The 12,311-nt window shown below is 67.8% G+C and carries 14 protein-coding genes; 8 read left to right on the forward strand and 6 right to left on the reverse strand.

Annotated features, from left to right (window positions below):
- Window positions 1-75: 75 nt before the first annotated feature.
- The 3 genes from ACZ5BM_RS14005 to ACZ5BM_RS14015 are packed head-to-tail and all read right to left on the reverse strand — an operon-like array spanning window position 76 to window position 2,374.
- Complete coding sequence (locus ACZ5BM_RS14005; protein WP_498908721.1) at window positions 76-642, reverse strand: VOC family protein; 567 nt, start codon at window positions 640-642, stop codon at window positions 76-78.
- On the reverse strand, window positions 639-1,154 hold the full coding sequence (locus ACZ5BM_RS14010) for a cupin domain-containing protein (protein ID WP_498908722.1): 516 nt from the start codon (window positions 1,152-1,154) through the stop codon (window positions 639-641). Before ACZ5BM_RS14010 ends, ACZ5BM_RS14005 begins: the two co-directional genes overlap by 4 nt.
- The gene (locus tag ACZ5BM_RS14015; RefSeq protein ID WP_498908723.1) at window positions 1,151-2,374 is read right to left on the reverse strand and encodes an L-dopachrome tautomerase-related protein; all 1,224 of its coding nucleotides are present in this window, start codon (window positions 2,372-2,374) and stop codon (window positions 1,151-1,153) included. The genes ACZ5BM_RS14010 and ACZ5BM_RS14015 overlap by 4 nt, the downstream gene beginning before the upstream one ends.
- Before the next feature lie 204 nt (window positions 2,375-2,578).
- Here ACZ5BM_RS14015 and ACZ5BM_RS14020 point away from each other — a divergent pair, with 204 nt between their 5' ends.
- Genes ACZ5BM_RS14020 through ACZ5BM_RS14030 form a run of 3 tightly spaced genes read left to right on the forward strand, consistent with a single transcriptional unit; the run spans window position 2,579 to window position 6,835 of the window.
- Complete coding sequence (locus ACZ5BM_RS14020) at window positions 2,579-4,105, forward strand: OpgD/OpgG family glucan biosynthesis protein (protein ID WP_498908724.1); 1,527 nt, start codon at window positions 2,579-2,581, stop codon at window positions 4,103-4,105.
- The gene (gene mdoH / locus ACZ5BM_RS14025; RefSeq protein WP_498908725.1) at window positions 4,093-6,255 is read left to right on the forward strand and encodes a glucans biosynthesis glucosyltransferase MdoH; all 2,163 of its coding nucleotides are present in this window, start codon (window positions 4,093-4,095) and stop codon (window positions 6,253-6,255) included. The genes ACZ5BM_RS14020 and mdoH overlap by 13 nt, the downstream gene beginning before the upstream one ends.
- A 4-nt stretch (window positions 6,256-6,259) precedes the next feature.
- Window positions 6,260-6,835 carry a hypothetical protein gene (locus ACZ5BM_RS14030; protein ID WP_498908726.1) on the forward strand — a complete coding sequence of 192 codons (576 nt, stop codon included), beginning with the start codon at window positions 6,260-6,262 and terminating at the stop codon, window positions 6,833-6,835.
- A 5-nt stretch (window positions 6,836-6,840) separates the two neighbouring features.
- Here ACZ5BM_RS14030 and ACZ5BM_RS14035 read toward each other — a convergent pair whose 3' ends face one another.
- Window positions 6,841-7,344 (reverse strand): GNAT family N-acetyltransferase, encoded by a 504-nt coding sequence (locus ACZ5BM_RS14035; protein ID WP_498908727.1) that lies wholly within the window; start codon window positions 7,342-7,344, stop codon window positions 6,841-6,843.
- Between the two features lie 139 nt (window positions 7,345-7,483).
- Here ACZ5BM_RS14035 and ACZ5BM_RS14040 point away from each other — a divergent pair, with 139 nt between their 5' ends.
- From ACZ5BM_RS14040 to ACZ5BM_RS14060, 5 genes are all read left to right on the forward strand, one after another.
- Complete coding sequence (locus ACZ5BM_RS14040; protein ID WP_498908728.1) at window positions 7,484-7,711, forward strand: hypothetical protein; 228 nt, start codon at window positions 7,484-7,486, stop codon at window positions 7,709-7,711.
- A 142-nt stretch (window positions 7,712-7,853) separates the two neighbouring features.
- Window positions 7,854-8,372 carry a DUF2628 domain-containing protein gene (locus ACZ5BM_RS14045; RefSeq protein WP_498908729.1) on the forward strand — a complete coding sequence of 173 codons (519 nt, stop codon included), beginning with the start codon at window positions 7,854-7,856 and terminating at the stop codon, window positions 8,370-8,372.
- A gap of 34 nt (window positions 8,373-8,406) precedes the next feature.
- Complete coding sequence (locus tag ACZ5BM_RS14050; RefSeq protein WP_498908730.1) at window positions 8,407-9,381, forward strand: cation diffusion facilitator family transporter; 975 nt, start codon at window positions 8,407-8,409, stop codon at window positions 9,379-9,381.
- 90 nt (window positions 9,382-9,471) lie between these two features.
- Complete coding sequence (locus ACZ5BM_RS14055; protein ID WP_498908731.1) at window positions 9,472-10,251, forward strand: Clp protease/crotonase-like domain-containing protein; 780 nt, start codon at window positions 9,472-9,474, stop codon at window positions 10,249-10,251.
- 10 nt (window positions 10,252-10,261) lie between these two features.
- Entirely contained in the window at window positions 10,262-10,699 is a 438-nt protein-coding gene (locus ACZ5BM_RS14060; RefSeq protein ID WP_498908732.1) for a PaaI family thioesterase, read from the forward strand.
- Between the two features lie 132 nt (window positions 10,700-10,831).
- On the opposite strand, the gene ACZ5BM_RS14065 is transcribed toward ACZ5BM_RS14060, so the two are convergent.
- Both ACZ5BM_RS14065 and ybeY read right to left on the reverse strand, forming a co-directional pair.
- Window positions 10,832-11,731: a hemolysin family protein gene (locus ACZ5BM_RS14065; protein ID WP_498908733.1), complete on the reverse strand. Its 900-nt coding sequence runs from the start codon at window positions 11,729-11,731 to the stop codon at window positions 10,832-10,834.
- Window positions 11,728-12,246 carry an rRNA maturation RNAse YbeY gene (gene ybeY, locus ACZ5BM_RS14070; protein WP_498908734.1) on the reverse strand — a complete coding sequence of 173 codons (519 nt, stop codon included), beginning with the start codon at window positions 12,244-12,246 and terminating at the stop codon, window positions 11,728-11,730. Before ybeY ends, ACZ5BM_RS14065 begins: the two co-directional genes overlap by 4 nt.
- Window positions 12,247-12,311 lie beyond the last annotated feature (65 nt).

Raw genomic sequence — 12,311 nt, forward strand, 5'->3', positions numbered from 1 at the left:
GATCTTCACATTCGAACGTATTTCCCGAATGCAACGATTGCAGATCGTTGTTTTGGACGCAAGGGCGTAACGATCTCAGCTCCCGGCGTGATTTCCCGGATCGACGCCCGACGGCGGCTTCCAGCGTCGCAACGCCGTCCGGTCCTCGTAGTCCTGCCGCCCCGGCGTCGTCAGCATCTCCACCACCGCCCCCCAGGGCGTGCGCCCGTAGCGGAACCCGTTGCCGGGCCCCTCTTCCAGCCCCAGCATCGCGTTGGGCCCGGCCGCCAGCGTGCCGCCCGCCGCTTCGAACCGCGCGCAGGCCGCGTCGAGATCGTCCACGTTCACCGCGACATGCTGCAAACCGAAATCGCTCGGCCGCGCCGCCGCTGTCTGATCCGGCCCGTGCATCTCGAACAATTCGATGCCCGGACCGTTGCCCAAGGCCAGCATCCGCATGGTCACCAGCGTCGTGCCGGGCGCCAGGAGCAGCATCGCCTCCGCCTTGCTGCCGGCGGTAGGCGCCTCGCTGCGTTCGATATTGTCGTAGAGCGGCACGGCGCCGAAGGCGTCCACCAGGAAACGCGACGCCGCCTCCAGATCCGGCACGGTGATGCCGACATGATCCATGCCGCGCACCGTCGAGGGATGGGCGCGCGTCATCGGAAGTGACACGGCCGGTCGATGGTCGGCGCGGCATCGAGCTGCACCACCATCAGGTCCACGGGCCCCGGCGTCAGATTTCCCGCCAGATGCCCTTTCTCGCCGGCCCGGTTCGGGCGCGTGTTCTGGTCCTCGCCCAGCATGATGTCGCCCGGCCCCATCTCGGCGCGCGTCCCGTCCTGCGCTTCCACGAACCAGCGTCCGCGCAACGGCACGATCCATTGCGGGTGCGGATCCTCGTGCCATGCGGCGTTCCACCGGTCGGGCTGGATCGTCATCAGCGCATGCCCCGCGCCGCTGTCGCGATCCTGCCATTGCGGATCGGCCGGCGGACTCATGCTCTTCAGATCGAAATGCGCCATGCGGCACACGGCGATATGGCTTTCCCCCTTCGCATCGGTCCAGAGATGCCGATAGGTGAAGGGCGGCGGCGCCTCCGCCGCCATGGCCGGCGCGGCAAGACCCGACAACATCATCGCGGCGACGAGGCGGCGCATCGGCGAAACGCTCACGGGCTTACTCCCTGTCCGGGCGCGGCGGCGTCGAACCGCAGCGGATGCACCAGCGGAACGCGGATCAGCAGATAGGGCGGACGGCGAAGATCCTTTCCGTCGTTGAAACTCTTCAAACGGTTCCACTGCCCCAGCGTGCAGTACACATGCGTCGCCGTGGTGGTGATGCCGTCGGGAGACACGATGCGCGGATCGTGCACCATGCTGTCGAACGAGCCGTCCGTGTTCCGGCGCAGGATCGCGTCGTGCTCGAAATTCGTGGTGTAGATCCGCCCTTCGGCATCGTGCGCCAGGCCGTCGGCCACGCCCTTCTCGCCTTCGTAGCGGATCCCCTTTGCCAGCGCCGCGTCATCCGCGTTCGGATCGGCCAGAAGCGCGGATGGGATCGAGAACAATTTCCGGCTGGTCAACGCGGCGTAGAACACCGTCCCGCTGTCCGGCGACAAGGTGATGCCGTCCACGCCGCCCACGGTGAAGCTCGGATGCGCAGGATCGTAGACCAGAGGCCGACCTTCCTGGACCACCATGAAACCGGGCTCGGCGTTGGTGGAGGGGTGGCGCGCCAGAACCCGGCGGCTGCGGCCGCTGGCGATATCCACCACCACGAAAGCAGGGCTGGTACCGAACGAGGAATCCGTCACGAACGCCGTGCCCGCTGCGCCATGCGTCAGGTCGATCCGCAGGTCGTTCATGTGGCTGTCCGGCAACAAGACCGGCGGCAGCAAAGGAATGCTGGCGATCACCGCGCCGGTCTCGACGTCGAACCCCATCACCTTGGCGCCGCCATCCGGGATCGGATGCCCGGCCCGCTTGCCGTTGTCGATGATCCAGAGACGGTTCTTCGCATCGAGCGCGATGCCGTGCGCCGACAGGATGTAGTCCTTCGGCGCCGCATCGGACGGATAACTCATCGCCCGGCTCGGGAACGGCGTCAGGACCCCGTCGCGCAACTCGCACAAGGTGGCACCCGGATGGTCGTCGGCATGGCGCGGAAACGAAACGAAGATCCGCCCATCGGGCGTCACCGCCACGCCGCTCGGCCCCGGACCCATGAACTCGGCCACGATCTCCAGAACGCCGTCATCCGGATAGCCGCGATCGGTGTTGCCGGGCTGGATCGGCGGGGTCGGCAGGGGAGGCGACCCGGCCGCCTCAGCGCGTCCGGCGGCAAGGCCGCCCAGGCCCAGCAAGGTGGATCGGAGCATGGATCGTCTGTTCATCGGCCGGTGCCTCCCGCGCACGCCGGCCGCGAGGCCCCGTGCTGCGTTGCACAACGATAAGGTGCCGAAGGGGTTGCATAGCTATGCAAAGACTGGGCTGTGATCCCTGATGTCGTTGCCGCCCCGTCACCCTCAAATTGCCACGACGCGCCCCCAACTGATACTGCAGGAACCTTCACGATCATCGCCGCAAGGGGAACAGGCTTGAGCTTCACCAGACGCGACCTGGTTCGTACCGGCGCAGGCGCTTCGCTCGCCGTCCTGGCGGCGCGGCACGCACGCGCCGCCGCTGCGGACCTGCCGGCGCCCGGCCCGTTCGACGCCTCCACCGTCCGCAAGCTGGCGCAGAGCATGTCCCGCCATGCCTATCAGCCGCCCGACGAGCATCTGCCCGGCCCGATCGACTCGCTCGATTTCGATCAGTATCGCGGCATACGCTTCAAGAAGGAAAGCGCGCTCTGGCGCGGCCAGAACCTGAACTTCCAGGTCGAGTTCCTGCCGCGCGGCTTCCTCTACCGCCCCCGCATCGAGATGTTCGAGGTCAAGGACGGCAAGGCCGACGCGATCGGCTACGACCCCGACCTGTTCACCTACGAGGACGTGAAGCTGCGCGTCACCGACCCGATCGGGTTCGCCGGCTTCCGCCTGCACTACCCGATCAACCGGCCGGATTATTTCGACGAGATCGCGGTGTTCCTCGGCGCGTCCTATTTCCGCGCCGTCGCCAAGGGACAGGAATACGGCCTGTCCGCGCGCGGCTTCGCCAACGGCACCGGCGAACAGAAGGAAGAGTTCGCCCTGTTCCGCGCCTTCTGGCTGGAAAAGCCGCAGCCCGGCGTCACCGCCATCGTCGTGCACGCGCTGCTCGACAGCCCCACCGTCACGGGCGCCTACCGTTTCACCATCCGTCCCGGCGACGAAACCATCTTCGACGTCGAGACCACGCTCTACCCGCGCAAGGAGATCCGCTCCTCCGGCATCGCCCCGCTCACGGGCATGTTCTATTTCGGCCCCAACGATCACGCCCATGTCGACGACGCCCGCACGGCGGCGCATGACAGCGAGGGTTTGTCGATGTGGAACGGCAAGGGCGACCAGATCTGGCGTCCGCTCTGCAACCCGATCGACCTCCAGTTCAGCGCCTTCGCCGACACCGCACCGAAAGGCTTCGGCCTGATGCAGCGCGGTCGCTCCTTCGCCGATTTCGAGGATCTGGCGCTCGACTACCAGAAGCGCCCCTCGCTCTGGATCGAGCCGATCGGCGATTGGGGCGACGGCTTCGTCGATCTGGTGGAATTGCCGACACCGAACGAGGTCAACGACAACATCGTTTCGTTCTGGCGTCCCAAGGCGCCGCTCGCGGCCGGCGGCGAGTATTCCTTCACCTACAGGATGCACTGGTGCTGGGATAATCCCTGGAGCACCAACCTCGCCCGCATCGCCAGCACCCGCATCGGCGCAACCGACGACCGCAAGGGCCGTTTCGTAATGCTCGACTTCACCGGCGAGGCCGTCCGCACCCTGGGCGCGGACGCGAAGCTGCACGCCAATATCGGCGCCAGCACGGGCGATATCCGCAACGTGGTGGTGGTGCCCAACCCCTATATCCAGGGCTGGCGCGTCACCTTCGAGTTCTATCCCGGCAGCGCCAAGCTGGTGGAACTGCACGGCACGCTGAACAACGACCAGGGCCCGATCTCCGAACTCTGGGCCTATCGTTGGACGCCGTGACCGCCCCCCTGGTCTCCCCTCTGGTCGCGCACGGGCTCGACCGCTTTCCGGCCCTGCCGCCGGAAGCGCCGCTGCACATGCCGGTGCAATCGCTCAGCGAGGCGCCGGAGCGTGGAGACGCGCCCGAAACGCGCCCCGCCACCTTGGTCCTGCGCCGCTTGTTCGTGATCGGCGGCGCGATCCTGCTCACCCTGTTCGGCGCGTACGAGATGTATTTCGTGCTGAACGGCAACGGTGCCAACACGCTCGGCATCATGGTGCTGATCCTGTTTGTGGTGCTGTTCGCCTGGATCGCGCTGGCCTTCACCTCGTCGCTGGGCGGCTTCCTGTCGATGCTGACCGGCGGCGGGCTCGGCCTCGGTATCTCGCGCACCGGCCCGCTGCCGGAGCTGCGCTCGCGCACCGCTCTGCTGCTGCCGACCTATAACGAAAGCCCGAGCCGGGTGATGGCCGGCCTGCGCGCCATCTTCGAGAGCCTGCGCGAGACGGGGCGCCTGGATGCGTTCCACGTCTTCATCCTGTCCGACACCACCAACCCGGATGTGTGGCTGGAAGAGGAAGAAGCCTTCCTGCGCCTGCGACGCGACGTCGGCGGCGAGCAGCACATCTTCTACCGGCGCCGCGCCAAGAACACCGAGCGCAAGGCCGGCAATGTCGGCGAATGGGTGCGCCGCTGGGGTGCGGCCTATCCGCAGATGATCACGCTCGATGCAGACAGCGTCATGGACGGATCGACCATCGTCCGCATCGCCGCCGCCATGGAAGCGCATCCCGGCGTGGGGCTGATCCAGACCCTGCCGGTGATCGTCAACGGCTCCACCCTGTTCGCGCGCATGCAGCAATTCGCGGGCCGGGTGTACGGCCCGCTGATCGCCGCCGGCATCGCCTGGTGGCACGGCTCCGAAGGCAATTACTGGGGCCACAACGCCATCATCCGCACGCGCGCCTTCGCCGAACAGGCCGGGCTGCCGGTGCTCAAGGGTCGCCGTCCGGTCGGCGGACACATCCTCAGCCACGATTTCGTGGAGGCCGCCCTGATGCGTCGCGCGGGCTGGGCCATCCACATGGTCCCGGCACTTCCCGGCTCGTTCGAGGAAAGCCCGCCCTCGCTCACCGACATCGCCATCCGCGACCGGCGCTGGTGCCAGGGCAACCTGCAGCATGCCGGCGTGCTGCCGGCGCGCGGTCTGCACTGGGTCAGTCGCCTCCATCTGCTGATGGGGATCGGCTCCTACATCACCTCGCCTTTGTGGCTGGTGTTCCTGCTCTGCGGCATCCTGATCTCGATCCAGGCCCGCTTCGTGAAGCCGGAATATTTCGGAGACAGCAAGCTGCTGTTCCCGAACTGGCCGCAGGTCGATCCGGTGCTCGCGAAATGGGTGTTCATCGGCACCATGGCCGTGCTGCTGGCGCCCAAGCTGCTCGCCTATCTGGTGCTGCTGCTGAAACCCGAGGACCGTCGCGGCGCGGGCGGCGCAATGCGGGCCTTGCTCAGCCTGCTGCTGGAAACGCTGGTCGGCGGCCTGATCGCCCCGGTGGCGATGCTGATCCAGACCAGCGGCGTGATCTCCATCCTGGCCGGGCGCGATTCCGGCTGGAACGCGCAACGGCGCGACGACGGACATATCCCGCTTTCCGTGGTCTGGTCCGGCTACTGGCGCTACATGGTGTTCGGCATCGTGCTGGCGATCATCGCCTGGCTGGTCTCGCCGGCCTTGTTTCTCTGGATGTCGCCGGTGCTGATCGGCCTCGCTTTGGCCGTGCCGCTGGTCTCGCTCACGGCAGGCCGTGATCTCGGTCTGGCGTTCGGACGCGCCGGCCTGCTCCGCATCCCCGAGGAGACCGCCCCGCCCGCCGTCCTGTCCCGCGCCGTCGCGCTGCAACGCGCCGGCATCGACCTGGAACCGGGCGAATCCCTCCGCCGCCTGCTGCGCGATCCGGTGCTGCTCGACGCGCATCGCGCCATGCTGCCGCCCGAGCGGAGGCGCGGCGTCGATCCGTTCGAGCCGGTGCTGGCGCTGGGCCTTGCCAAGCTGGACGAGGCCGACGACCTTCCCGGCGCGCTCCGCCTCCTGTCCTCCGCCGAGCGCGCCGCCGTGCTCGGCAACCGGCAGGGGCTCGACCGGCTGGTCCGGCTGGCGCAGAGCTGAGAAGATGATCCTCCGGCGCTTGGCCCTCCTGCTCGGCGCCGTCCTCGTTCCGGCAGCGGCGCGAGCCGAACCCCCGTTGCTGCCGGGCTACCACGTGCTCGCCTCGGCGACGCTCTCCGCCGGCCAGCCCCGGCGCATGTTCCGCATCGTCGCCCTGGGCCGTGACGGCGAGGGCGAAAGCACGGACGACGCCGCGCCGCGTCCGCTGCTGATCCTGGAGAAGCACGCGGACGGCGACAAACCGGTCGCCCGCAACGATCATGTGGTGATGCGGGCCGATGGGGGCGGCCAATGCGACCCGTTCCTCGAGAACGGCTACGGCATGATCGCCGCGCGCGGACGCTTCTTCACCATCGAGAACGGCGTCGCCTGCGGCCAGCACTGGACCGATTTCATTACCTTCCGCTTCGATCCGGTGTCCGGCGGCTTCGTGTTCGACAACGAACGCATCCAGTCCTGGAGCCCGCCCAGGACCGACAGCCCCGACGCCGAAGCGCTGGCACCGGACGGTCCGCCCCAGGTGATCCGCGACAAACCCGGACAGGCCACCCCGTTCGCCGCGTGGCGCCCGAAGCCTTGAGCGTTTCAGCCCTCCCACTGCATCGCGATGGCGCCGTCGCCGTAGCACTCCGGCAAAGGGTCCGCGATCGGCCTGAATCCGGCCTCCCGCCAGTAGGGCATCGCATCCCCCACCGCCGCCAGACGCATCCGCCGCAGCCCACATCCCAACGCGTCCGCCCGGAGCAGCAGCAGGGCCGCCCGTCCGAGGCGCTGCCCCCGCATCTCCGGCAGCAACGCCACATCGTGCAGCCAGTACTGGTCCGGCGCGTCCGGCAGGGCAGGCAGGACATGGTTCAGCAGGGGCGCCGCCCCACGCCACGGATGCCCGATCGCGTAGCCGACCGGCACGCCGTCCCGTTCCGCGAGACGCACCCCGCTCGGATGCAGCGCTAGCCGGTTCGCGAACACCGCCGGCCGTTCCGGGTAGTCCGGATGCACCTGCGCCGCCAGCTGGTCGATCGCCCCGAGATCGCGCGGTTCGGCCAGCCGCCAGCTCTTCAGCGCGTCATGCGCCCCTCGCAACGTCATCGAAGCTCCACACGAAACCACCTTGGGACACGTTATATCCGCGTCAACACGATGAACCCTAACGTGCACGGCGCGTTCGTGTCGTCCTGCCCCGGGAATGCGGGCAGGCGACTATGGCTACGAGGACTGAGCGGCGACCATGATCAAGAGCGAAATCGTCGAGGTGGATGGCGTGTTCGTGGGGGCGGCGATCCTGCAATCCGGCAGCACCGGCCACCGCTTCTTCGCCACCCATGACAGGGTTCGTCCCCTGCACGGCGCCACCATGCCGAGCCTCGCCGCCATCCGTCACCAGGCCAAGCGCCATTATCACGGCGTCCCCAACGCTGCCGAAGCGATCGTCGTGTCGCAAACCCTCGCGCGTTGATCCGATTATCATTCACGATGAAATTTAATCGCGCCCAAGGCTGATCGGCCTGCAACTCGCGATTGTGTGTCGTCGGCCGTGGGCACCCGGAACGGCGTCAGACGTTGCGCAGCCGTAAGCAGCGCTTCCAGGGAACGACACGATGGCCAGACCGGATGATTTCCTGCGCAACGGCGATCCCGCTGAGCGTAGGGAGGACTTGCGGCGCTATATCGGCCCGAATGCCGACAGCTTCATGCCGCTTTACAACAAGATGGTGGCGAAGCAGTCCTCGGCCATCGCCTGGGGCGGTTTCTGCTGGCCGGCCTTCTTCGTCGGACCGGTATGGTTCTTCTACCGTAAGCTCTGGGTGTTTGCCGGTCTTCTCTGCGCCATGATCGTGGCCGTCGCCGTCATCCCGCAACTCCCCGCCACCAGCGGTCTCATCATCTCCGTCATGGCCGCCACGATGGCCCGCCGCGCCTATCTCACCGAAGCCATGAAACGTCTGGAGGTGCTTCGGGAGTCCGGCCGTATCCACTGGCCCGGCGCGATCGAGCAGGCCGGCGGCGTCTCGCGAAAGGCGGCCTGGATCTCCGGCATCATCGCCGGTGTGATCTACGCTGCGGAGATTGGTCTGGTCGTCATCGCGATCAGCCAGGGCGACGCACCGCCACGGTGAGACGCACACCGTTCAAACCCGCTACACTCGCTTCATGGCGCATTCCTCCTCTCGTCTGGTGATCTTCGCGGCTCTGGGCGGCAACGTCCTGATCGCGGCCGGCAAGTTCGCGGCCGCGTTCTGGACCGGCTCCTCTTCCATGCTCAGCGAGGCGATCCACTCCCTGGTGGATTGCGGCAACCAGCTCCTGCTGCTGCACGGGTTGAAGCAGGCCGCACGCCCCGCCGACGCGCAGCACCCGTTCGGCTACGGGCTGCTGCTGTATTTCTGGACCTTCGTCGTGGCGGTGCTGATCTTCGGCGTCGGCGCCGGCGTGTCGATCATTGAGGGCATCGACAAGATCCGTCATCCGCACCCGGTGGACGATTCCTGGGTCAACTATCTGGTGCTGGGCGGCAGCATCCTGTTCGAGGGGGCCGTCTGGGTGCTGGCGCTGCGCGAGTTCCGCGCGGTGAAGGGACGGAGCGGCTGGATCGAGGCGGTGCAGCGTTCCAAGGATCCGACCAGCTTCACCGTCCTGTTCGAGGACAGTGCCGCCCTGCTCGGTCTGCTTGCCGCCCTTCTCTGCGTCTGGCTGTCGCAGGCACTGGACATGCCGGTTCTGGACGGGGTCGGTTCGCTCCTGGTCGGCGCGATCCTGACCGCGACCGCCGGTTTCCTGGCCTGGGAAAGCAAGTCGCTTCTGGCCGGCGAAAGCGTTTCGCCCGAGGTGCGCGCCAGCATCCTCCGCATCGTGTCCGCGGAGCCGGACGTGTCGCGCGCCAACGAGATCCTCACCATGCATTTCGGCCCGCGCGACGTTCTGGTCGCGCTGAGCCTCGATTTCGACGACCGGCAAAGCGCCGCCGCCGTGGAGCGCAGCGTGTCGCGCATCGAACGGCGCATCCGCGACGCCCATCCCGAAGTGCGCCGCGTCTTCGTGGAAGCGCAGGACCGCGACGCGCACCGTCAGCTCGAAGCCGAGCGCGACCGGGCGGATCGCGAGGCCGAGGCGTCGCCCGGCGGCTGACGGACCCGGCTCGACCGAAGCCGGCGCGCGGGTCTAGCCTCACCTCCCGACAATAACGGCACACGCCGAACGAACGGGGAGAGGCACGTCATGCCGAAGACCTTTGAGACCGTCCTGGTCGAGACCGATGGCCGTGTCGGACTCCTGACCCTGAACCGGCCGGAAGCGCTGAACGCCCTGAACGCGCAGATGCTGCGCGACGTGCTGGATGCGCTGCGCGGCTTCGATGCCGACGAGGCGATCGGCTGCATCCTGCTGCGCGGTTCGGAGCGCGCCTTCGCCGCCGGGGCCGACATCAAGCAGATGCAGCACCTGAGCGCCGCGGAGATGGCCGAGCACGACTGGGCTGGCGGGTGGATGGCGATGGGCGCGATCCGCACCCCGATCGTCGCCGCCGTGAGCGGCTTCGCCCTGGGTGGCGGCTGCGAACTCGCCATGTCCTGCGACGTGCTGGTGGCCGCGGACACGGCGCGGTTCGGCCAGCCCGAGGTGAAGCTCGGCGTGTCGCCCGGCTTCGGCGGTTCGCAGCGCCTGACCCGCATCGTCGGCAAGCCGCGCGCGATGGAGATGTGTCTGACCGGCCGCATGATCGACGCCGCCGAGGCCGACCGGATCGGTCTCGTGTCGCGCGTCGTGCCGGCGGCGGAGCTGGCCTCGGCATCGCTGGAGATCGCCCGTACGATCGCCGGCATGTCGCGCTCCGCCACCCGCGCGATCAAGGAGCTGGTGAACCGGGCCGAGGAACTGCCTTTGGCCGAAGGACTACGCTACGAACGCCATGTGTTCCATGGGCTGTTCTCCACTGCCGACCAGAAGGAGGGCATGAACGCCTTTGTGGAGAAACGCGCCGCCCATTGGTCGCATCGCTGAGGACGCCGTCATGGACCCCAGAACCCTGTCCGGTCTCGAACTCCTGCGTGCGATGGGAGACGGTACCCTGCCCAACGCCTCCATCGCGGAGACCATGGGCCTCCTCGGCCTGGAGGTCGAAGACGGACGCGCCGTGATGCGCGTCCGTGCGGATGGGCGCCACCTGAACCCGCTCGGCGGCGTGCATGGCGGGTTCGCCGCCACCGTGCTGGATTCCGTGACCGGTTGCGCGGTGCATACCCGCCTGCCTGCCGGCTGTGCTTACGGCACCGTCGATCTGTCGGTGAAGATGATGCGGCCTGTGCCGCGCGACCAGGAGCTGCGTGCGGAAGGGGTGGTGACACATCTGTCCGGCTCGCTGGGTGTGGCCGATGCGACGTTGCGCGATGCGGACGGTCAGCTTCTGGCCAGTGCGTCCGCGTCGTTCTTCATCAAGCGGCCGAAGTGAGGGTCTTCTTTTTCTGAAGAAAAAGAAGCAAAAAGACTTCTATCCGTTTGGTATGGTTGCAACGCCGCACTTACTCAAGCGGACAGAAGTTCTTTGGTTCTTTCTTCCAAGAAAGAACACCTCTTCAATGTCTCAGCCTGCGTCGGCCAACTCTTCCTTGGCAGGCTCCGGCGGCCGCACCCGCAAGCGGCGGATATGGCGCGGGTCGGCGTCCATGACCCGGAATTGCAGCCCGGATTCATGGCTCACCACCTCGCCCCGCGTCGGCACGTGCCCGGCCAGGCGGAACACCAGACCGCCGATCGTGTCGATATCGCTGTCCCGCTCGTCCTCGGTCAGCAGCGGGCCGAACCTGGCCTCGAAATCCTCCACAGGCATGCGCGCGTCGATGTCGAGCGTGCCGTCATGCCGCTCCACCAGCATCGGCACGTCCGGCTCGTCATGCTCGTCCGCAATGTCGCCGACGATGGTTTCCACCAGATCCTCGATGGTCACCAGCCCGTCCACGCCGCCGTACTCGTCGATCACCAGCGCCAGATGGATGCGGCGCAGGCGCATCTGCAGCAGCAGGTCCAGCACCGGCGTCTGCGGCGCGATCATCAGCGGCTGCCGCAGGATCGCCTGGAGGCGGAAGCTCTCGCTGGGGCCGTTATAGGCCAGCAGGTCCTTCACATGGACCATGCCCACCACGTCGTCGAGCTGCTCGTTGTAGACCGGCAGACGGGAATGGTTTTCCCGGCGCATGGTCGCCAGCGCCTCGTCCAGCCCGATCGAGACCGGCATGGCGATGATGTCGGCGCGCGGCACCATCACGTCGTCCGCCGTGGTTTCGCGCAGGCGCAGCACGTTGGCGATCAGCAGCCGTTCCTGCCGGTCGAGATCGGGCAGTTCGCCGTCGGTCGGCGTGGTGTCGGCGGCTTCCTGCACCAGGGCCGCGACGCGTGCGCGCAGGTCGAGATCGGCGCGCTTGCCGCCGAGCCAGCTCATCAGCCCGAACCGTCGCGGTTCCGGCTTGTGGTCCTCGGCGCTCATCGGTGCTCTCCGGGGCGCAACTCCCCGGCCCGACGGGCGGAGGCGGGCTTCCACGGATTGGGCACGCCCAGGCGACGGAGGATGCGGGCTTCTTCCATTTCCATGCGTCGCGCGTCGCCGGCGCGGTGGTGATCGTGGCCGCGCAGATGCAGCGCGCCATGCACGATCAGATGCGCCAGATGATGGCGCGGACGGCGCCCCGCGGCGATCGCCTCGCGACGCACTGTTTCCAGCGCGACCACGATGTCGCCGCCCGGCACCCCCGGCGGAGTCTCGAAGGTCAGCACGTTGGTCGGCTTGTTCTTGCCGCGATGGCGCGCGTTCAGGTGGCGGATGCGCAGATCGTTGTCGAGCACCACCGAGCCGGCACCGCCGCCGGCCAGGGCCGCGCGACGCACCAGGCGCTCGATGCCCGGCACGAGCCGGCGCCAGCGCCGGTCCACCACGAAGATCTCGACCTCGTCCGGCGTTTCGGCCAGACGCCGTGCGGCCGCATGCTGCGATACGCCCGCCACGGCATGCGCCGTCCTGGCCGAATCCTGAGCCGCCCGTCGCGCCCGCTTGTCCCGTTTCCGGTCCT

The sequence above is a fragment of the Lichenicola sp. GTC18331 genome, from assembly GCF_055386855.1.